Raw genomic sequence first — 21,375 nt, 5'->3', positions numbered from 1 at the left:
AGCTAGAATTACGCTACGAAAACATCGTCATACCTCTTAGGAGAATCTAAAATGAAATGGCAGCATCTGGAGCGACTAGTCCGCCGAACATCAGAGTTGAAGTTTTCCGCTACTGCGAGAGCAGAAGACATCGCAGGCGTCAAGTGCGACTGTGTAATTCACCTTTCAGATGGAAGCGTCGTAATAGTTGAAGTAAGTAAAGAAAAAACAATCGAAAAACTCAGAACTGACATAGCAAAGTTCAATATTCTCCGACCTCATTTTATGCAACAAAATATTTTTCCGCGATGCTATTTTGTGACCATAGACGATCCAACGCCAGCTCTAATAGCAGCGGGGAACGCCAACTTTGTAAGTGTATATTCTGCTAGGCAGTTTTTCAATTCAATGCTTGGCATACACAATTATGTAGAAATAAGAAACCGATGGCCCTTCGGATCTGCGATTGATTTATATTCAGGCGAGCCAGACGAAAACAAATATGTGCCTGTTGATTATTATTCCGATTCAGGAGAGCTGCATACAACTGACAAAATTGCATCTGAGTTGATCAAAGGAAAGACAGTAGTGCTCATTGGAGACTATGGAACCGGAAAAAGTAGATGCGTTAAAGAAGTATTCTCGGCACTAGTCTCAAATGTTCTTGAACCTTATTTGCAACCCATCGCCATAAATCTCCGGGACAACTGGGGCCTCAAAAGAGCATCTGAACTAATTACTAGGCATTTCACAGATATAGGCTTAGGAAACTATGTTCCAGATGTACTGAAAGTTGCCTATTCGCCTGCTTGCATTTATCTCCTCGATGGTTTCGACGAGATTGGTGCGCAGACATGGAGCGATGACCCAACAAAGTTAGTTGATATCCGAAAACAGTCTCTTGTGGGAATCAAGGATCTTATCGAGAATGCAAGTGGCGGCGTTCTAATAACGGGAAGAGAGCACTACTTTAATAACGACGCTGAGCTGCTGCAGTGTCTTGGACTTGGAAAGAAAGACGTCCTTTTCCTGAGGTGCCATCAGGAATTGAGTGACGACCAGTTCTCCGAGTTGATAGGCGGACTTACTGAGCCTCTTCCGTCCTGGATCCCTAAGAAGCCCCTGATTGGAGTGATTATTAGGGATATTGACCAAAACACTGTGACTAACATTTTCAGGACGAGCACAGGGCAGATTGATTTCTGGGAGTTATTGCTTGGCACATTTTGCGACCGTGAGGCAAAAATAAATCCGATCCTCGATGCCTCCATTATCCGTGCGCTATATTCAAAGATCGGAAGACTGTCCCGGCTAACCCAAAATAAACTAGGCCCCATTTCAATAAAACAGATTAATGAGGCATTTGAAAGCACTACCGGTCGACCACCCACGGACGAATCCGCAATTATTCTTCAGCGCCTACCTGGACTCAGCCGAATCGGCGCTGAAAGTTTGGATAGAAAATTCGTAGACGAATATATTCTAGATGGTCTCAAAGCCGAAGATGTTTTACAAATCTATTCCGAATCTAACTCGGAAGTACTACAAGAAGCATGGAAACATCCTGTGGGCGAGTTCGGATCTTTCTACTTGGCAGCAAAAGTACGAAGCTTCAACCAACTTTCTGGGCTGGTCGCAATTGTAAAGCGCCATAAAGAAGCAACAAATCGAGTACTCATTTCGGACATGATTTCGGCGCTATTCATGTGCGAAGGAGCAATAATTGAATTCGGTGGAATTCACTTCAGCGGTGGAAAATTTTCCCACCTATCATTTGCTTCATCTCCAGTTAGTGGAATACACTTTGACGATTGCTCATTTGATTCAATAGACTTAACAGATGCCGAGCCCAGAGATATTCAGATCGCTAATTCCGCGATCATGTCCGTTGCAGGCGTAACATCAAACGAGCATGCACCATCTTGGGTGACGAACTGCCTATTCGACGAATTTCAAAGTGTCAACACTCTCACAGCCATAAGGGAGGCGGGGCTTACTGTTAGTCAAACCTTTCTTCTTTCCACATTACGGAAGCTGTTTCTCCAGCCAGGCAGCGGGCGAAAGTACAGCAGCATGTTCAAGGGGTACGGCGATGCCGCAACTAAAAAAATTTGCGAAAAGGTAATAGCCCTCTTGGTTCGTGAAGGATTTTGCAGCCAATTTAGGGGTTCTACAGAAGATGTTTATGTTCCGAATAGGAGCCTGACAGGTAGAGCCACAGCGATTATGAATCAGATGACGCAATCCAAGGACTTCTTGTGGATGCAAGCAACACGGCTAGGTATAACGAAATAGCGAATGGCGGGTGGCCTAGGTGTGAATCTACACGCTAAGGGTGCTTCACATCTCGCCTTTGAGATGTGGAGCACCCACAAAGTCCCCAACTATTTGTCCAGCGCCTACCTGGAATCTACAGTCACGACCTGTCCAACCAGTCTCCGTCCAAGAGCCGTTCAATACCCTCTTCGCCGCGAAGAATCGACAAGCGAGCTGGACTCCTGGCAAGATTGCACACTGTGACCCCATCCTTCGGGCAAAGATCGAGACAGGGCACGTTGATGACGTGCAGCTGCTTCTCGGGATGCTGTTTCTTCAATTTGTTATATCGCTTGAAAGTCTTCCTGAGATTCGCCAATGCCCGCAGTTCGTCGTGGCCCTTGAGCTTCTTCTGGCATTTGCGGCATGCCAGTAGGATCTGGCCTTGCCAAGGCGCCGGGTATGTCTTGCCGTCAGTTGTCATCCTTCCCAATTAGATGCAGGTTCCTTCCAGCATCCGCGAATCACGCCGCGCCCCTCTTCCGGCGAATCGAAAGAGCACAAAAAAAACCGGCCCGTACGCGCGGAGCGAAGACGGACCAGCCGCCAGAAGTCAAGAGCGGGACCCTATTCAAAGAGCCTCAAACCCGCATCCAGAGCGGCTAAAAAACTTTTCCCCAGTTTGCATTGAATTAATCCCGAAAAGCGCACAATAGAACCGGGGATAAATCCCAGCCCGCGAAAGCCCTCCCGGCAATCAATTTGTTATTCAGTGCCTGGCTTCGAAAGCATGCACAAAAAGTGCACAAAAGCGCGCAAATGCGCACGGCAACATATCTCTAAATAATTCATTCAAAACGTCTTAGTCGGTAAAAAGTAAAAAATACCCCCCCCTCCCCCCCCTACAAGATATTTTTACTGAATTTCGGGCCGAAAAGTCGGGCGATCAGTCTGCGGCAGTAGGAGCAAGGCGGCGACGGCTCTGCGTCCACTGCGTGATCCAGTAGAGAACCGGACCAACCAGCGAGACCAGCAAAGCAAACAGCAGCGCCGAAAACCCAGGAACGATCTGCTCATCCCGCGAAGCATAGAGCGCATAGCCGATCAGCGCCGCTGGCCCAACGCCAAGCGCGCAGGCAGCAGCCAGATTCCCAGCCTTGAACGGCCGCTCCAGATCAGGCTCCTTGATGCGCAGGATGACCAGCGCCACAAACTCCAGCAGCAGGCTCGCGCCATACAGCACCAGATCGATCGAGATCAGCCGCTCAAACGGCAGCTTCAGCGCCAATCCCCAAGCGATGGCACACAGCAGCACAGAGACATAAGGCACTCCATGACCGTTGCGCCGGGTGATCACACGCGGCAACATGCCATCCTCAGCCATCGCCACCGGCAACCGCGTATAACTCATCACCAGCGCATTGAACATCCCAAACCCGCTGATCGTTCCACCAGCCACCACAGCCGTCCCCAGCAGCGGTCCACCAACCGCCCGCGCCGCATCCACCCACGAACCAGTAGAGAACCCCTCCGACGACAACCCAGCAAAGGCCATCGCCACCAGCGGCAGCAGATAGGTAACAGCCACCAGCAGAGCCGACCCAACCATAGCCCGCGGGTAGTTCCGCTGCGGGTTCTCCACCTCCTTGGCGACGGTAGAGGCATTGTCCCAACCCATGTAGTTCCACATAGCCACCAGGATCGCAGTAGACAGCGTGCTCTCCGAAGCAGCATGGCTCCACTGCACCGCCGGATGCGCAGCAAACCCATGCACCAGCCCAAGCACCACAAACACCGCAAAGGGCGCCAGCAGCAGCAGGAAGAGCCCCACCGACCCATCCCCAACCGACGGCGCCCCACGCAGGTTCCACGCACTGCAGATGACCACGACTGCCAGCGACCAGGCGTAGCCATGCCAGCCATCCGTAAGCGCCGGGTTGAACTTGCCTAGATACGTCACGAAGAAGGCCGGGTAGATGGCCATGTCAAAGACCGAGGCTGAGAGTGAAAGCCAGCCCTCCTGGTATCCCCAGAAAGGCCCAAGCGCCCGCCTGACCCAGACATAGAACCCTCCCTCTGCCGGGATGGAGCTTGCCAGTTCCCCGATCATCAGGGTAGTGGGAAGGCTCCATAGGAAGGGCAACGCCAGCAGGATGAGGATGGCTGTGCGATAGCCGGCCCCGCCGAGGATATCCTCGATGGCATACGGACCTCCGGAAACCATAAAGTAGGTCGCTGCGATGAGCGGAATCATGCGGAGCTTGCGCCGGGAGGTTTTGGGGCCGGATTGTCCGAATCGTCCAGCAAAGCGCATGAATGTGAGATTAGCAACGATTGGCGGCTGCCCCAAGGGAAAAATTACCCTCATTTTCCTAAGACGATCTCCAGTTTAAGGGGGGCTGCCTACGGATTGAATGCGGCTTCGGGTATAATCCGGTAAAGCAGGAGAGATGGCCGAGTGGCTGAAGGCGGCGGTTTGCTAAACCGTTATAGGGTCAAAAGCTCTATCGGGGGTTCGAATCCCCCTCTCTCCGCCATTCCTTTTAGATTCAATGGTTTAGAGTAAGGTTTGATAGCTTGCTACCCGAAGCGAAATAATAAGCGATGTCGGAGGCGTTTGTTCGGTATTACCCCTCAGGGGAATACATGCGCAAACCACTATCACTCTACCTTCGGGTCCGTTCGGCCACCGGCAAATGGATCTACGTTCCGCCCGTCAAATCACCCAACCACAAGATCAAGCCGCTATGGGGCATTGTCGATGGTGTACCGCGGCGTTTTCCCGAAGGTTCCTACCATCTTCGTTACCGCGAGGGCGGAAAGCGCCCGTGGGTAAACGTAGGGATTGACCCTGATGTTGCACGACGGCTCTGGCACGCACAACTGCGGAGCTAAACGGCCTTTCCGCTGGCATGGTCAAGGCAGACCCCGCACCGATTCAGACGGAAGAATTGAAGGTTGAATCTAAGGCGCCTGGACGCTCTGTCCAAGACTTCGCGGCAGCCTACATCTTGGAGATCAAAACCCATCGGTCGGTTAAGACCTTCCGTGCGTAGGCAAAGAGCCTCACCCTCTTCCAAGAGAGTTGCAAGAAGGCGGATCTCGAAGACATCAATGAAGGGAACCTGAAGGCGTTCTCAAGGTACTTGGCAGACAAGGGCAATGCACCCCGGACTGTTCGCAACCGTGTAGCTTAGGGCGAAACCGCTGTCGCGTGTGTCGCAGTGCTGATTGCGTTGAAGTGCCACCGCAAGGGAGACAGGATTACTGCAGCCGCAGTTAAATCAATACGAATGATCGCCGTCAAGGGAATCCTGAGTAGTTCGATAGCTTGATGGAGATGGGATTTCAATCTATTGTGCTCTTCCGGCCCCGGGTACATTTGATACGTGCGCCTTCCCCGATCCTTCATCGAAGACCACCGAATGCGGATACTTCCCTGCATCCTGCGTCTCAATTACGTTTAGCGTCTTCCCATCCACGATCGTCACCGTACCGCTCCCTGTGTTCGCAACCGCAACCCTGTCGTGCCGCACATCCACCGCAATGCCCTCCGGTCTTCGTCCAACGGCAATCGTCGCAATTACGGACGCCTGCCTCTCATCGATCACGGTTATCGTATCGTCGCCATAGTTCGCCACATACAATCGTCCTGTTTCAGGATTCACAGTCAGCGCGCTTGGAATCAGCCCCACAGGTATCCGTCGCACGAGAACGCCATCCACATCGAACTCTGCTATTTCGGCGCTTCCTGTCCGCGCCACAAAGACCATTCCCGTCTTGCCATCGATCGCAATCCCCCAGGCATGCATCCCGGGTGACACATGCGCCAACTGCCGCCCCTCCACATCCAGCACCTTGAGGTCTCCGCCCTCGTAGCCCAGCAGATACACGCGCCCTGCCTTCTCATTGACTGCCAGCAGATCTGCTCCCAGCCCCTTCACCTCCTGCCGGGCCCTGCTCTGTTCATCCACAATCGTCAGGGAGTCATTGAATGTATGCGCAACAAACACCTTCCCCGCCTTCGCATCGACGGCTACCGAATACGGATTCCTACCCACTTCCAGGACCGTCACGACAGCCTCGCTCTTTGCCTCAATCGCGGTCAGCGTCCCGTCGCCCGCATTCGCCACCCATACCAGCCCGCGACGATCATCAGCGGCCATTGCAACCGGTTCCCTGCCTACCGTCACCCTGTTCACAGACCCGCTTCGGTCGTCGCTTATCACCACGGCGTCGCCGTCCGTATCCACCGTGAATATCTTGCCGCTCGCGTACACGACCGCTGCGGGATTCAGCAGCCCCACTCGAGCCGGGGCGCCGTCTTGACCCGACGCTACAGAACCCATAGCCACCAAACCTATAGCCATCAGGCCACCCGCCAGAGCCATCCATTTCTGCCCTTCCTTGCGACGCTTCGTCATTCCCATCAATCCTCCCGGACTTTCCTATATATTGTTTACTAAGTATCGCGTCTAACTGAGGACGTCCCCGGTATATCGTTCTCCCCTCACCACTTCTTTTCAAATTTTGGAGTCTTTGTGCCGGCTAGCCTCAATTCCCGAATCCGCTCCCTGGCGGCCCTGGTCCTCTTCGGACTTGTCAGCTTGCCGGCACTCACTGCGCAAAATACAACGCCCACTTTCCATATTCTCGCCATCGCCGAAGCCGGCGGCATCCACAAGCCTTTCGTCGACGCCGCCAAGGTCTGGCTCGCCGAAGAAGCGACTCGCGACAACTTCACCATCGACTACATCGAAAACACCGACAAGATCGACGAAGCCTATCTTGCCCATTACCAGCTCTTTCTCCAGCTCAACTACCCACCCTATGCCTGGAAGCCGCAGGCTGCTTCCGCCTTCGAACATGCCATTGAATCGGGCACCATCGGGTGGGTAGGCTTCCATCACGCTACACTCCTGGGGGAATTTGACGGCTACCCCATCTGGCCCTGGTTCTCGCGCTTCATGGGGGGTATCCGCTGGACGCAGTACATTGCGACTTTCGCCACCGGCACTGTCCGCAACGAAGCTCCCCAGCACCCCGTCCTCCGTGGCGTTCCGTCCACTTACCCCATTGAAAACGAAGAGTGGTACACGTGGGACAAATCTCCGCGGCCCAATGTTCATGTGCTCGCCAGTGTCGATGAAGATACCTACAAGCCCGACAGCAAAATCAAGATGGGCGACCACCCTGTCGTATGGACCAACGAGCATGTGAAAGCCCGCAACGTATACGTCTTCATGGGCCACCACCCTGAGCTATTCGAGAACTCCGCCTTCACTGCCCTCTTCCACAACTCCATCCTCTGGGCAGCCAAACGATGAGCCGTCTTTGCCTAGCACGTGCCCTGACTCTCGCGATCACTTTGAGCGCAGCTCTCACACTGCCCGCACAGAAAACCAAGCATGTACTCGCCTTTTACTCTACGTCGGTGGAACGCGACCATGTCCTGTTCGCTGAAGACGCCCTCAAGTTCTACGCGAAAGCCGCAGAGCGCGATGGCTATATCTTCGAATCTACAACTGACTGGGACGACCTCAACGATAAACGCCTCGCTCACGTCGATCTCATCCTCTGGCTTGACGACGCTCCGCACACCGAAGCTCAGCGGCGCGCCTTTGAGAACTATATGCGGCACGGTGGAGGCTGGTTTGGCTTTCACGCCGCAGCCTACAACGACGTTGACACCCATTGGCCCTGGTTCGTCGACTTCCTCGGCGGCGCCGTTTTCTACGGCAACAACTGGCCTCCTCTTCCGGCCCAACTCAACGTTGACGATCCGGCACAGCCGGCCACTCGCCGACTCCCCACTCACTACACCTCGCCCGCCAACGAGTGGTACATCTGGAAACCCAGTCCCCGCGACAGCAAAGACGTACGTGTTCTCCTTACCCTCGATCCATCCAACTATCCGATAGGCTTCAAAGACATTATTCGCGGCGGCGACCTGCCCGCCGTCTGGACTAACACCCGCTACCGCATGCTCTATAGCAACATGGGCCACGGCGATAAAATCTTCACGTCCGATGAGCAGAATCGCTTCTTCGAAGATGCCCTGCTGTGGCTGCTAAGGGCGAAGCCGTCACACTGACTCGCTAACGCCTCTCTACTGCTCCATCACCCCATACTGGAAACGCGGGGGCAGCTTACACCCCATGCGCTCCACCATGGCCAGGGTTAGTGCCTGGGCGACCAGGATGGCGGTCACTCCCTCCCACGGCTCCGATACCGCACTCAACTTAACAGGAAACACCTGCTCTGTCCGCCTGTGCTCCTCGCTCGACACCAGCACTACTTTCCCGCCCCGCTGTACGCACTCTTCCGCCAGCTTCACTCCCAGCGGAGCCGTGTGTCCCAGAGCAAAGATGATCGCCGCATGCGTGTGGTCCACGTCCAGGTTAGGACCATGCTTGAACCCTGCCCCGGTATGCGCCGCCGCACGAAATCCGCTCATCTCGCGAATCGTCAACGCTCCCATCACTGCAGCACCATAGGCAGCTCCGCGCCCTACGAGCTCGATATTCGACGCGCCTTTGCAAAACTCATCCAACTCTCCACGCATAGCAAATATCCTATCCAACTCCGAAGCTACTACCGCAAGCGCCCGCTCAGCATCCGCCTTCCACGCCACGCCCATCATCTCGGAAGCCGCAATGATTGCTGCAGCCGTGGCGTTTGTGTAGGTCTTGGTAGCATTGCCGTATTCCGGCCCCGCCAGAATCGGCAATCGCTGTTCTGCTAACGCCCAGCACTTGCTCGCTTCGTTGTTGCAAATCAGCGCCATCCGACCGTGATTCCTGGCTTTGAACAACTCCACAATTTCTGCACTCTCGCCTGAAGTCGTTAGGACAACCGACCCCGAGGCTTCAGTCCATGTCGAGATCCCGTAATGCAGCCACTCCCCCGCATCCAGCGAAAACGCCATCTGTCCATGCGTCTGCATCAGCGCGGAACCTGCATAGGACGAGCACAGCGATCCACCCATCCCCAGCCAAAGCACCGGCCCCGGACGCTTCAGAGTCGCACCCAGTGCTCGCAGTTCGCCTCGCACAAGATCGTCGTCCGCATACGCAGCAATCAGTTCCGCGAGCCGTCTCGGCTGCTCGCGACACTCCATCTCCAGCACTTCGGTTCCATTCATCTTGATAACTTCTGGAGCAGGCTCAATTCCTGCAATCCAGCGCGGTGCGATCGTCTTCTCTGAACTCATCCCATCTCCAACTGCGAGGATTGCCGCAGTTCATAACTTTAGAACTTTTATTTATAAAGTACACTCCATTTCGCATCGTTGCGATTTATGATGCCTGCACAAGGACTTCCCATTGCCCGTCGTCACCCAAACCTCGGAACAGCGATCCTTCCAGTGGAAGGTCGCCTCCATTGCCGGGCTCGGCGGCATCCTCTACGGCTACGACATCGGCATCATTGCGGCTGCCCTGCTCTACGTTCGATCCGCCTTTTCTCTATCCGCGCAGATGGAAGGTATCGTCGTCTCCAGCGTCCTCGTCGGGTCCATGCTCGGAGCCATCGTTGGCGGTGCGCTGGCGGATCGCTACGGGCGTCGCACGGTCCTGCTAAGCGGGGCGGTCATCTTCATCGCTGGCTCTCTCGTTGCCTACTTCGCGCCAACCGTAGCGCTGCTTATCCTTGCCCGCTTCTTCCTTGGACTGGCCATCGGCTTTACCTCTGTCACCGCGCCTGTCTACGTCTCAGAACTGTCTCCACCCCAGTCACGGGGTATGCGCATCGGTCTCTTCCAATTCGCGTTGACCCTGGGCATCGCTGTCGCCAATCTTACGGGTTATCTTCTCGCGGCGCAGCACGCGTGGCGAATCATGTTCGGCATCGGCGCCCTGCCCGCCGCTCTCTTCCTGCTCCTTCTGCTGACTGTTCCCGAAAGCCCCCGCTGGCTCGTAGCCAACCATCGCCGAGCAGAGGCGCAGGCGATCCTCCAGCGCGCTATCAGCCCCGAGCAGGCTTCCATACTCCTCTCGGAAATCGAGTCCAGCCTGCGGCAATCCACAGAGAAGCGCTGGAGCGCTCTCTTCGCGCCAGCCGTCCGTCGAGGTCTCGTAGTCGCTGTCGGCTTCACCATTCTCCAGCAGGTAACCGGCATCAACACCGTCTTTTACTATGGCCCGCAGATTTTCGCTCTCGCCGGTATCGCCTCTGATAAAAGCGCTATCTTCTCCACCTTCCTGCTTGCCATTACCAACGTCGTTGCCACCATCGTCGCGCTGACTCTCGTGGATCGTCTCGGTCGTAAGCCCCTGCTCTACTGCGGCGTCGGCGGCATGATGCTCTCACTTTCCGTGTTGGCATGGTGCTTCCACAACGCCAGCGTCGCCAGTCCCACACTCGCCATTGCCGCCACCATCTGCCTGCTCGCCTACGTGGTCTGCTTCGCGTTCAGCATGGGGCCGATTGGCTGGATTCTAGTCGCCGAAGTTTTCCCTCTGCGCCTGCGCGCCCGCGGAGTTGCCGCTGCCACTCTCGGCTCCGGAGCTTCCAACGCGCTGGTCGCCTACACCTTCCTGCCTCTACTCGCGCTCGCAGGTAACAGCGGAACGTTCTCCATCTACGCAGCCTTCTGTATTGTTACCCTGCTCTTCACCTACTTCCTCATTCCTGAAACCACTGGCCGCGAACTCGAAAGCATCAGCAACGAGACCAACGCGTCCGTCGCGCCGATCGCGCATTGAACGACAAGATGACCCAATCCATTTTTCCCATCCGTCCTCCGCAGAATTCCGCAAACACGGCGGATCGCGTTGTCCTCGGGATCGATATCGGTGGCAGCAACCTCCGACTCGCCCTCGCCAACAGCAATGCAAAGATCCTTGACACCTGGGCTCAAGATCTCCGCGAGACTCCGGATCCCGCCTCCGTCATCTCGCTCATCAAAAAGGGTGCACACGCTCTTCTGTCTCAAGCTGCTCTTCCGCACTCCAGCCTTGCCGCGTGTGCGGCAGGAGTACCCGGCATCACTGACACTGAACGCGGCATCGTTCTCGCCACGTCGTATCTTCTGGGCTGGCGCGACGTCCCCCTCCAGGCTCTCCTCGAAGAAGCACTCGGCGTTCCCGCCGCAATCGACAACGATGTCAACATTGCTGCGGTCGGCGAGTGCAACGCCGCAGCCCACGGCACACGCAACTTTGTCTTCCTGGCCATCGGTACCGGCATCGGCTCCGGCATCTTCATCAACGGCCAACTTCATCGCGGTGAAACCTTCAGCGCGGGCGAAATTGGCTATATGCTCGTCCCAGGCGTTTCCGAAATACCCGCAGGAGAAGACATGCCCGGTGCTCTCGAAAGCCGCGTCGGAGGCACGGGTATCGAGGAACAATGGCGCGCCGTTTGGAATCCGGAACTTACGCAGCTTCCGAAGGATGCGGTTGCCACTGCCATCTTCACCGAAGCAGCCAGTGGCTGCGCACTAGCCTCTGAGGTCATGAACTCTTCCGCCCGTATTCTGGCGTACGCGATTTACAACACCGCGCTGCTCCTGGACTGCCGCCTCTTCGTGCTTGGCGGTGGCGCCGGCACTCACCCAGCTTTCCTCGCCTCTGTCCAGGGACACGTCAACGCGCGCAATCCCTACGCACCGATCACCGTCGTGGCCAGCACGCTCGGTCCGGCCGCCCAGTTAGCGGGCGCTGTGCATGTCGCACTTGCTATCGCGGAGCGCGGCACAGTCGCACTCTGATACGCCTAAAGCACCGAGTCCTCCCGTGGCTTTTGCCTCAGCCGGATTGTACCCACTCACTCTTTCCAATACTTCGAAAAACCCGCATACTCCGACGGTACATTCGCCAGGATCGCCCTGCGCAGCGCCAGCATATCCGCCGACCCCAGAGACTTGTACAGCACCTTGCCATCCGCCGACAACAGCACCGTATATGGCACCGCCGACTCCCAGGTCGGGTCGAAAGCCTTCTGCATTGCCTCGGTATCCTCCGACCCAAACAACAGGTTCCGGCTCGTTGCGTGCCGCTTCTCTAGAAACCTCAGCACACCCGCTTTCTCATCTGGCATATTTGCTGACACGGTGACCAGCGAGAACTCCCGGTCCGCATACATCCGCAGTGTGTTCTCAATCTCCGGAAACTCGACCACGCAAGAGCCGCACCACGTCGCCCAGAAATCCACCAGCATCAATTGCTTCGTTGGATTCGTCCGCAGCGTTTTGAGATCCGTAGCAGATGCTACCGCGACTGTCACTGGCTTCTCCTCGATCGCTTCGAGCGCTGCTGTCCGATCCGCTGCTTTCTCACTCCACTTCGTCGAGCAGCCAAGAACGCCGGTATGGGTCACCGCTACTGGTCTATTCGCCAGCAGCGACTCGATCGCATCCACCGCTTCATGAGTCTTCAGAAGTTCGGTCCGATAGCTATTGTCGACGCGACCCTCGTAGCGCAGCTTGCGTTCCTTATCGAAGATGAAGATATGCGGCGTTGCCTGTGGGCCGTAGGCCTGCGCTACCTTCTGCGTAGCCCCGTCATATAAGTATGGATATCGCAGATGCTTCCATTGTGCGCGAATCTTCATCTCGGCCAGGCTGTCGCTCACATCAGACGAGTCCAGCTCATCGATCCTAATCGCCAAAGGATCGTTTGGCTGAATTGCGACCACCGCTACGCCGCGATCCTTGAAGTCATCGGCAAGTTTCTGAATCCGCTGCTCATACATCTGCGCGATGGGGCAGTGGTTGCACATGAACACAACGGCCAGCACAGGGCTGGCTGCATAGTCTCGCAGCCGGTGCACTTTCCCATCGACTCCTGGCAACACAAAGTCCGGAGCCTGCGCACCGATTGGCAGGATCGGATGTGGATTCTGTGCCGCAGCCGTCAAGGTTAACGTTAACGTGAAAAACAAGGCGAACCAATTCCTGCCCATATCGGCCCTCGTTCATCTTTCTGAACACTCTTATAAAAGACTAGATCGCTTGAATCGGAATTCGTCAAGCTAATTCACCCTGGTGAACTCCTCGTGTTCCTTTGCCTCGATGAAATTCCAAAAGTGGGTCTGGAAGTGGTTTTACCGGATGCTTATCCACTTTTTTGATCGTTATCCATCAATTTGATCTTGAAGTCGTTCAAATTATCTTGTAACGTGCACGTAACACTGTTGAAACCGGCCCTCAGTCCTCCTCGGACTTAGACGGTTCCATGCTACCGCACAGCGCCTAACGCTGAGGTGCAAGTACTCTTCTGCGTAGGCAACACGACCTTTCTTTATAAACCTAACAAAGGGGGCCTCTACATGAAACACTTGTGTTTATCCATTGTCCCGGTCCTATTGCTATGTCTGGCGGCCATCACTGGCTCAGCTCAGACCGTAACAGGTTCGGTTCGAGGAACGATTACTGATCCCAGCGGAGCGATCGTCACGGGGGCAACCGTGACAGTCACCAATATCGCAACCGGCGTCAATACCACTGCAAAAACCAACGGATCCGGCGAATACTCCATCCGCTTCCTGCAGATCGGTCAGTACAAGCTGACTGTGGAAGCCAGCAGCTTCTCCAAGTCCTCCTACGGTCCCTTCGCGCTTGAAATCGATCAGGACGCCCAGGTGAACGTTACCCTGAAGCTCGGCCAGGCCAACACGTCGGTTGAAGTCACAGACCAGTTCCAGCCGATTCTCGATACCGAGAACGCAACGCTCGGGGAGACCTTCACCGAGAACACCATCCGCAGTATTCCTCTCAATGGCCTCGACTTCTCCCAACTCGCTGTCTACACGCCAGGCGCTGTTTCCACCGGGTTCAACTCTTACGGCAGCAACAACTCCTCGGAGCGCTCCACCAACGCCGGCAATGAAGTCTCGGTCAACGGCAGCCGCCAGCAGTCGAATAACTACCTGCTTGATGGCCAGGAGATCAACGAAAACATCAACAACACGCTTGGCTACAACCCGAGCCCTGAGGCTCTGGATCAGGTTCGCGTCATCGCCGCCAACCCCAATGCCGAGTTCGGCAACGTCAATGGTGGCACTGTTATCGCGGCCATGAAGAGTGGTACCAATCAGTGGCACGGAAGCGTCTTCGGCTATCTGAAAGACTACAAGCTTGATGCCAACAGCTGGTCCAATGACAACAGTACCCCTGTAACTCCGAAGAATCCGTACACTGCTACGCAGTTTGGTGGCACATTCGGCGGACCGCTGTTTCACGATAAGCTCTTCTTCTTCATTGACTACCTTGGCTTTCGGACGCACTCCGCCGGCGAAACTACTGCGACTGTGCCTACCCAGGCGATGCGCAACGGTGATCTTTCGAACCTTGAGGCTCTTGGTGTGAAGCTGTACGACACAACCAAGATCGATCCGATAACAGGCAAGCCTACTCCCTACGCCAACAACCAGATCCCCATTCTCAACCCGGTAGCACAGTATCTTTTCAGCAACCCATCCGCATACCCGCTTCCCAACAAAGCACCGAATGCAGATGACCCTGCCGGCATTTACAACAATTTCATTGGGCCCTCAGGGAGCTTTGCGACCAATGATCAAGGCGATGTCAAAGTCGACTGGCACTTCCGCTCGCGCGACGTCATGGCATTCCGCTACTCGCAGGGCTACGCGGCAGACGGAACGACCGCAGATCCGCTGCCTGTGCAGTTCCCCAGCGCCAGCAGCTATCCTGACCACCTCTTCGCCGCAAGCTGGGTTCACACCTTCTCGCCGGCAATCATTAATATTTTCAATGCCAATTATGGCCGCATACGCTTCAACAGTGGCGTCACCACTGATCCGAGCGGCATCTTCGGCCTCAAGGGTAATCAGCTCGTTGGAATCCCCAGCGTGGCGCAGCAGGTTGCAGGTTTCAGCTCGCAGAGCTTCGCGGTCTCCGGCGGGAATGGGTCGCCAACCAGCTTCGGTGCCAACCCAACCCCTGAGATCTTCATCGACAACATCTTTGGCTATGCCGACAGCCTCACATGGCAGCGCGGCAAACACCTCTTCAAGTTCGGTGGATCCTTCCTGCGCTACCAGCAGAACAGCTTTTACCCCGGCAACGACGGCGAGCTCGGCTTCTTCAACTACAACGGTGTTTATTCGTCGTATAACTCAACCCCTTCGTCCTTTGCTGACTTCCTTCTTGACCGCTCCAATGATGTTGGCGTTGGCGCTGTCACTGGCCGTACTGGTCAGCGTCAGTGGCGTGACGGCATCTACGCCCAGGATGACTGGAAGATTCTTTCCAACCTGACCATCAACCTCGGCCTGCGCTGGGAATTTGATCAGCCCATCTACGAGGTCAACAACAAGGAAGCCAATCTCAACCTGCAGACGGGTGCCATTGAATACGCGGGTGTCGACGGTGCAAGCCGCGCTCTCTACGACGCCGACTACTCGCAATTCCAGCCTCGTGTTGGCTTCGCCTGGCAGGTCATTCCGCGGTATGTCGTACGCGGCGGATACGGCATTTCGAGCTACCTCGAAGGCACAGGCGCCAACCTGCGCCTTACCCAGAACCCGCCCTTCCACAAGGATTTTGAAGAGGTGGGCACGAGCCCTTCGACGAACTCGGACGGATCCTACTCGCCCGGCATCTTCTACCAGGCTGCGAACGGCTTCCCGACGACGGCTGTTCCTGTCACCACGTTCTATGCATGGCCCAAGAATCTAAAGCCCGCGGTCACGCAGGAGTTCAACCTGACCAATGAGTTCCAGGTGGCGCGTAATTCGACTTTTCAAGTCGGCTACGTTGGCATCATTGGCCACCATCTAACCGACCCATTCTGGGGCAATCAGTCCACCGCTCCAGGTGTCCCCGGTCCCTATGACAACGTAGTCGGCACGGCTGGCATCGTGAAGATTACACAGACTGAATCGAACAGCAGCTACAACGCGCTGCAGGCTGTCTTCCGCCAGCGTGTCACCGCGGGCTTTGAGATCACGGCCAACTACACCTACTCCAAGTCGCTCACCGACGACATCGGTTTCTACGGCGTCAGCAACATCGGCAGCGGCCAGTACTATCAGCAGAACGCCTATGACATGAAGTCGGAGTGGGGCCCGGCCGGCACGGATACCCGTCACAACGTCTCAGTGACCGGAGTCTATGACCTGCCCTTCGGCCGCGGCAAGATGTTCGGTTCAAACATGAACCGCGTCCTCGACGAAGCCGTCGGCGGATGGCGGCTCGGCGGTGCGGACGTCTACTACTCAGGCTTCCCCGTCACAGTCTCCTCGAACGCCTATTACTCAAGCCAGGTCCACGCGTTTACCGGCGCGGCGCGGCCTAACCTTCTTCGCCCTTTCAAAAGCCCGAACAAGTCGATCAACGCCTACTGGGGCACAGCAGTCCAGACTGACTACTGCCCATCTGACACCGATGACGGCACCTGTATCTTCCAGGAGCAGTCAGGTTCAGCTTTCGGCGCGCTGCGTCCCGGCTTCCTTCGCGGACCCAGCTTCCAGAACATCGATCTGTCTGTCTCCAAGACTTTCAAAGTCTGGCATGAACAGCATCTCGACTTCCGTGCTAACTTCTTCAACGCCTTCAACATCGCAGACTACAACCCACCCAGCGCCAATACTGCGGATGGCTCCAACTTCGGCAAGATCACGGGCACCGTCAACAACAACCGCTCCACGCAGTTCGTCCTGAAGTACGCCTTCTAGAAAGGCTGCTGCACTATCTCTACTACCGATCGGCAGCCCTCACCGGCTGCCGATCTTTTTTTGCGCTGGATACGAGCGGCAACCGCGCATGCCAAAAAGAGGCCGGATCAGCATCCCGCTGATCCGGCCTTCTGTTCGCTTATTTGCAGCTCTTATTCGTGCGGCAGGCTCACCGCGTACAGATACCATGCTCCATGCGGCAACCAGCTTTCTGTCCAACGCCAGTCCTCGTCCTTCCCGGTCACGGCAAAACCCTGGTTGAACGCAATCCCATGCTCATCCTCCAGCGCCGATGTGATCCCATTCACAATGGCCCCTGGTGGATTCGCATATTTGTACGACCGGAAAAACATGTACGCCGCATCCCCATGCCCCGACCCCATCAACAACGAAGTATCGAAGGGGTTCCGTCCCAGAATCCAGTGCAGCTGATTCCACGCATAGTCTTTGAGCTGCTTCTGAAAAGCCGGATCCTCTGCGAACAGAGGCAGCGCCATCCGCGCCGCAGCCGCTAGTGAAGCCAGCCGCGCGTCTTCCCCTTGCCACCACGGAGCAGCCTCTGTGTCATGTGGAAAGAAGAACGTTGTCCGCTCACCCGCTGACTTCGTCCAAACCAGCTGCCGCGCATATCCGAACGGATTGTTCGTCTCACTCGTAATCTTCAACTCAAAGGTCAATGACTGCCGCAACACATCGCGCGCCTTCGCCCGCTCGCTCTCTTCTGCAATGCCCGCATACTCGAGCAGACTGATCGCAGGTAGCCCCGCATCCGAGGGATGAAAAAATGGCCGTGCGCCATTGTCCGCAATCCACGCGCCCTTCCACTTGCCGTCACGCGCAATCCTGCTCATCAACTTATCGGCCCGCTTCCGCGCCGCTTCGCGATACAGTTCCGTATGCGTAGCCTTGTATAGCTCCGTCGCCGCCATGAGCGCGCAGTAGTCATCCAGAATGTTCTCAACGCCATCATTCAACAGTTCGCGATTGTGCTCCTGCAGAAACGCAAACGCATCCTCCGCGGCACCCAGATACTCTGCCCGCTTTAGCTCTCCATCCGCAGGCATCGTGCTCGCCAGCGCCAGCGCGGCAATTGCCATTCCACCGCCTGCGCGAAAGCTCGACTCGTACGCATGCTTGCCCGCGACCTCGGAAATCTTCTCGGTAGAATCCGTAGCTTTCGTCTTGATCTGCGTCCGCCAGTTTGGATTTCCAACCTCTCGGTCCTTCGGTAACTTCCCTGCCCCCGGCGCAGTGATTGTCTCCAGAAACGATCCATTCGGTCGCTTGATCCGGGTCAGATAATCTGCGCCGAACAAGCCCTCGTCCAGCATCCGCCGTTCATACTCGGTGAAGTTATCCGACTTCCGCGCAAGCAGAGTGTTATAGCTTTTCAGCAAGCTCCATGCCGCCAACGGTACCTGTTGCGGATTGAAATACGAAGTTGGATTCTGATGCGATAGATGAATTCCATAATCACCCGTCGCGTCGTACCAACCTCCATGAACGTCCAGCACTGTCTGCTGGTCGCCGGGCATCGTCAGGTGCCGGTCCGCCTCGTCGATCAGCCCGCTCGACCGCTGGCCCTTGAAATAAAACACAACGTTCGAAAGGGTGTTCCTCTCCAGCACGTCGTCCTCAATCACAAACTCGCAACTGTGCGCCTCACCCGAAGTCCCACCTACTTCAAGGCGATACCGTCCATCATGCTGCCATTCGGAAAACTCGGCAGTCCAGAAGATCATGCCCTGCCAGGCATCCACGCCGCCCGACCGTACAAGTTGCCCGCCAGCCACCGCCTTGCCTGTCGTCACGTCTATGAGCGAAAATCGGCCAGGTTTCTCATCTGCGTCAGTCAGGATCACGGCCCGCTTTTCGCCGTGTGTCTCATACCCAACCTGGTCCACCAGAACTCGCACCGCGCCGGAAGAAAGCTGCGGCAACATCAGAGCAGCAGCGGCAATCCACCACCATCCTCGTACTTGAATGAAACACCTCCGTAAATAGCGTTTTTAGTGTAGTGAAGGCCATCCAACTTTGGTACTTTTATTTAGGAAGTTCCCACTATGCGCCTTTTCAGCATCCTCTCCGCTGTTTCTCTGCTCGCTGCCGCGGCAGCCATCCACTCGCCCATCCTCGCTGCTGCCCGGGAGCCAAAGCCCATCATCGCCGCCTACGTCTTCCCTCAGAACAAGGCACTGCAGCCGGGTGAAATCGATGCCGGGAGCGTTACGCGCGTTAACTATGCTTTCGCCAACATTGACAAAGGCCGCATCGTCGAAGGTTTCGCCCATGACGCCGAGAACTTCGTCTATCTCAACCACCTCAAGGCGCAGAACCCATCTTTGGTCGTGCTCGTCTCTGTGGGTGGCTGGCTCTGGTCGAAAAACTTCTCTGACGTGTGCATCACTGCCGATTCACGCCGCGCCTTCATCGACAGCGTGATGGACTTCCTCACTCGCTATCGGCTCGACGGACTCGATATCGACTGGGAATATCCTGGCCTCGTTGGAGCGGGCAACACCTTTCGTCCCGAAGACAAGCAGAATTTCACCGTACTTCTCAAAGAGTTGCGCGAACGCTTCGAGGCTCAAACGCATATCACCCATCGTCATCTCTACCTCACCATCGCAGCCGGCGCATCCACTGAGTTTCTGGCTCATACCGAGATGGACAAGGTCTCGCGCTACGTCGACACCGTCAACCTGATGGCTTACGACTACTACGAGCCTGACAACGACAAGATCACCGGACACCACGCCCCGCTCTTCACGAATCCCGCCGACCCCAAGATTGTCTCTGCAGACCAGTCCGTACAGGAATTTGAGAAAGCAGGCGTACCGGCGGATAAGCTGGTGCTCGGCATGCCGTTCTACGGCCACGTGTGGGGGCACGTACCGCCCACGAATCACGGCCTCTACCAGAGTGGCCAACAAATTCCGAACGCCTATAGTTCCTACGACAAGATCCAGTCCACCATGTTGAATGAACCCGGCAGCAAATCCATGCGTTACTGGGATGATGTCGCGTCGGTACCTTATCTCTATAATGCTGAGACCCAGACCTTCATCTCGTACGAAGACCCTCAATCCATCAAGCTCAAGTGCCACTACGTCCTCGATCACCATCTTGCCGGCGTCATGTTCTGGGACTACGAAAGCGACCCAAGTGGCGCGCTGCTCCAGGCAGTCGATCAGTCACTTCATATACCAAAGGCGCAGGGACGTCGCCCATGAGCACTCCTGAGATTACCGCTCTGGCGGCAAACACAACCACGCGTCGGATTGTCTCGCTCGACATCTTCCGCGGCCTGACCATGGCCGTTATGGTCTTTGTTAACGCACTCGCGGACGTTCATGGCCTACCGTGGTGGACCTACCACGCCCACGCTATAGAAGACCGTATGACCTACGTGGATATGGTCTTCCCCTTCTTCCTGTTCATCGTCGGCGTCGCCATGCCGCTTGCCGTCACCCGCCGCTTGCGCAAGAATCCTTCGCAACTCGCGCTCTGGGGTCACATCCTGCTGCGCTCTTTCAGTCTCCTCGTTCTGGGCCTCATTCTGGCCAACGCCGATCAGGCCAGCCGCACCTACATGCCTATGAACAGCGCGCTATGGGCGGTCCTAGCCTTGGTTTGTTGCTGCCTCTATCTCAACGTTTACCCAAGGTCCACACGCTTTCCACAATACGCCAATATCCTTCGCATCTCTGGACTTGCCGGAGTCGGCATTCTTCTCGCCATCTTTCGCCGCGACACGCCTTCGGGTCCGGCCTGGCTCGACTTCTCGTACCCCGAGATCCTCGGCCTCATTGCGCTGAGCTATTTCGCGTCCGCGCTGCTCTACATCCCCACACGACATATCAAGTGGATGCAGCCCGTATGGTTCCTGCTGCTGGTGGCATTGAATGCAGCCACCTTCCTGCCCTCTCTTCGATTTGCAATCCACTTGCCGTTGTACATCTGGCCTTTCGGCAACGGTGCGATGCCCTCCATCATCTTCGCCGGCATCCTCGTCTCCCTGTTGCTCTTCCCCTCCGCCCGAAATGGCGAAACCATGCGCCCAAGGCTCGCACTCACTGTGGCCTTCGGCCTTATCATGCTCGCCGTTGGATTTCTCCTTACACCGCTCGGTATCTCCAAGATCCGAGCCACGCCTACTTGGTGTCTCTACTCCGCCGGCGCCGCGGCCATCCTTCTCACCGTCCTCTTCTGGCTCTGTGACGTGAAACACCGCAGCGGCTGGGCATTTCTCCTGCAGTCAGCCGGCTCCAACGGACTACTCACCTACCTCCTTCCTGACCTCTGGTTCTACCTCAGCGCAACCATCGGCTTCACTTGGATCGATAGCCACTGGACGCTAGGTACGCCCGCCGTCCTGAAGACCCTTGCCTTCACTCTCGTCATTCTTTTCATTGCAAGAGGGCTCACTCGTCTAAGACTGCGGCTGCAACTATAACCAAGGGTTGTCGCATCTGCCTTCGGCTGCTACCTTGGGAGACG

The 21,375-nt window shown here is 56.1% G+C and carries 14 protein-coding genes and 1 tRNA gene; 10 read left to right on the top strand and 5 right to left on the bottom strand.

Features of this window, described 5'->3' with window-relative positions; genetic code table 11:
- Window positions 1-51: 51 nt before the first annotated feature.
- The gene (locus AC5S27_RS01885; protein WP_493932887.1) at window positions 52-2,274 is read left to right on the top strand and encodes a hypothetical protein; all 2,223 of its coding nucleotides are present in this window, start codon (window positions 52-54) and stop codon (window positions 2,272-2,274) included.
- A 907-nt stretch (window positions 2,275-3,181) separates the two neighbouring features.
- Here the strand turns inward: AC5S27_RS01885 and AC5S27_RS01880 are convergent.
- The gene (locus AC5S27_RS01880) at window positions 3,182-4,603 is read right to left on the bottom strand and encodes an APC family permease (RefSeq protein WP_493932886.1); all 1,422 of its coding nucleotides are present in this window, start codon (window positions 4,601-4,603) and stop codon (window positions 3,182-3,184) included.
- 76 nt (window positions 4,604-4,679) lie between these two features.
- Between AC5S27_RS01880 and AC5S27_RS01875 the strand changes: the two genes are divergently transcribed.
- Window positions 4,680-4,772: transfer RNA gene (locus AC5S27_RS01875), tRNA-Ser, on the top strand.
- Window positions 4,773-4,881: 109 nt separating this feature from the next.
- Window positions 4,882-5,130, top strand: coding sequence for a hypothetical protein (locus tag AC5S27_RS01870; protein ID WP_493932885.1), 249 nt, complete (start codon window positions 4,882-4,884; stop codon window positions 5,128-5,130).
- 458 nt (window positions 5,131-5,588) lie between these two features.
- On the opposite strand, the gene AC5S27_RS01865 is transcribed toward AC5S27_RS01870, so the two are convergent.
- A complete protein-coding gene (locus AC5S27_RS01865; protein WP_493932884.1) occupies window positions 5,589-6,659 on the bottom strand; it encodes a YncE family protein in 1,071 nt (356 codons plus the stop codon).
- Between the two features lie 117 nt (window positions 6,660-6,776).
- Here AC5S27_RS01865 and AC5S27_RS01860 point away from each other — a divergent pair, with 117 nt between their 5' ends.
- Together AC5S27_RS01860 and AC5S27_RS01855 are read left to right on the top strand one after the other, a co-directional pair.
- Window positions 6,777-7,562: a ThuA domain-containing protein gene (locus tag AC5S27_RS01860; RefSeq protein ID WP_493932883.1), complete on the top strand. Its 786-nt coding sequence runs from the start codon at window positions 6,777-6,779 to the stop codon at window positions 7,560-7,562.
- A complete protein-coding gene (locus AC5S27_RS01855) occupies window positions 7,559-8,329 on the top strand; it encodes a ThuA domain-containing protein (protein ID WP_493932882.1) in 771 nt (256 codons plus the stop codon). Before AC5S27_RS01860 ends, AC5S27_RS01855 begins: the two co-directional genes overlap by 4 nt.
- Before the next feature lie 15 nt (window positions 8,330-8,344).
- Here AC5S27_RS01855 and AC5S27_RS01850 read toward each other — a convergent pair whose 3' ends face one another.
- On the bottom strand, window positions 8,345-9,448 hold the full coding sequence (locus AC5S27_RS01850) for an SIS domain-containing protein (RefSeq protein WP_493932881.1): 1,104 nt from the start codon (window positions 9,446-9,448) through the stop codon (window positions 8,345-8,347).
- A 112-nt stretch (window positions 9,449-9,560) separates the two neighbouring features.
- Between AC5S27_RS01850 and AC5S27_RS01845 the strand changes: the two genes are divergently transcribed.
- Window positions 9,561-10,940, top strand: a complete 1,380-nt coding sequence (locus AC5S27_RS01845) for a sugar porter family MFS transporter (RefSeq protein ID WP_493932880.1) — start codon at window positions 9,561-9,563, stop codon at window positions 10,938-10,940.
- 8 nt (window positions 10,941-10,948) lie between these two features.
- Complete coding sequence (locus tag AC5S27_RS01840) at window positions 10,949-11,947, top strand: ROK family protein (RefSeq protein WP_493932879.1); 999 nt, start codon at window positions 10,949-10,951, stop codon at window positions 11,945-11,947.
- Window positions 11,948-12,003: 56 nt separating this feature from the next.
- On the opposite strand, the gene AC5S27_RS01835 is transcribed toward AC5S27_RS01840, so the two are convergent.
- Window positions 12,004-13,119 (bottom strand): redoxin family protein, encoded by a 1,116-nt coding sequence (locus tag AC5S27_RS01835; RefSeq protein WP_493932878.1) that lies wholly within the window; start codon window positions 13,117-13,119, stop codon window positions 12,004-12,006.
- Window positions 13,120-13,506: 387 nt separating this feature from the next.
- Here AC5S27_RS01835 and AC5S27_RS01830 point away from each other — a divergent pair, with 387 nt between their 5' ends.
- Entirely contained in the window at window positions 13,507-16,875 is a 3,369-nt protein-coding gene (locus AC5S27_RS01830) for a TonB-dependent receptor (protein ID WP_493932877.1), read from the top strand.
- A gap of 152 nt (window positions 16,876-17,027) precedes the next feature.
- Here AC5S27_RS01830 and AC5S27_RS01825 read toward each other — a convergent pair whose 3' ends face one another.
- Window positions 17,028-18,818 (bottom strand): glycoside hydrolase family 9 protein, encoded by a 1,791-nt coding sequence (locus tag AC5S27_RS01825; protein ID WP_493932876.1) that lies wholly within the window; start codon window positions 18,816-18,818, stop codon window positions 17,028-17,030.
- Between the two features lie 120 nt (window positions 18,819-18,938).
- Between AC5S27_RS01825 and AC5S27_RS01820 the strand changes: the two genes are divergently transcribed.
- Both AC5S27_RS01820 and AC5S27_RS01815 read left to right on the top strand, forming a co-directional pair.
- Entirely contained in the window at window positions 18,939-20,108 is a 1,170-nt protein-coding gene (locus AC5S27_RS01820) for a glycoside hydrolase family 18 protein (RefSeq protein WP_493932875.1), read from the top strand.
- Window positions 20,105-21,331 (top strand): DUF5009 domain-containing protein, encoded by a 1,227-nt coding sequence (locus tag AC5S27_RS01815; RefSeq protein WP_493932874.1) that lies wholly within the window; start codon window positions 20,105-20,107, stop codon window positions 21,329-21,331. The genes AC5S27_RS01820 and AC5S27_RS01815 overlap by 4 nt, the downstream gene beginning before the upstream one ends.
- Window positions 21,332-21,375: the final 44 nt, after the last annotated feature.

It is taken from the genome of Acidicapsa borealis (assembly GCF_059115245.1).
Note: the sequence above shows the minus strand (reverse complement) of the source record. Positions and strands in the feature narration are given on the sequence as shown.

Bases quoted from the DNA above. Each gene is read 5' to 3' on its own strand.
- AC5S27_RS01815 (WP_493932874.1), top strand. From the start codon at position 20,105: ATGAGCACTCCTGAGATTACCGCTCTGGCGGCAAACACAACCACGCGT.
- AC5S27_RS01880 (WP_493932886.1), bottom strand. From the start codon at position 4,603: ATGAGGGTAATTTTTCCCTTGGGGCAGCCGCCAATCGTTGCTAATCTC.
- AC5S27_RS01850 (WP_493932881.1), bottom strand. From the start codon at position 9,448: ATGAGTTCAGAGAAGACGATCGCACCGCGCTGGATTGCAGGAATTGAG.
- AC5S27_RS01830 (WP_493932877.1), top strand. From the start codon at position 13,507: ATGAAACACTTGTGTTTATCCATTGTCCCGGTCCTATTGCTATGTCTG.
- AC5S27_RS01855 (WP_493932882.1), top strand. From the start codon at position 7,559: ATGAGCCGTCTTTGCCTAGCACGTGCCCTGACTCTCGCGATCACTTTG.
- AC5S27_RS01885 (WP_493932887.1), top strand. From the start codon at position 52: ATGAAATGGCAGCATCTGGAGCGACTAGTCCGCCGAACATCAGAGTTG.
- AC5S27_RS01820 (WP_493932875.1), top strand. From the start codon at position 18,939: ATGCGCCTTTTCAGCATCCTCTCCGCTGTTTCTCTGCTCGCTGCCGCG.
- AC5S27_RS01865 (WP_493932884.1), bottom strand. From the start codon at position 6,659: ATGACGAAGCGTCGCAAGGAAGGGCAGAAATGGATGGCTCTGGCGGGT.
- AC5S27_RS01825 (WP_493932876.1), bottom strand. From the start codon at position 18,818: ATGTTGCCGCAGCTTTCTTCCGGCGCGGTGCGAGTTCTGGTGGACCAG.
- AC5S27_RS01870 (WP_493932885.1), top strand. From the start codon at position 4,882: ATGCGCAAACCACTATCACTCTACCTTCGGGTCCGTTCGGCCACCGGC.
- AC5S27_RS01840 (WP_493932879.1), top strand. From the start codon at position 10,949: ATGACCCAATCCATTTTTCCCATCCGTCCTCCGCAGAATTCCGCAAAC.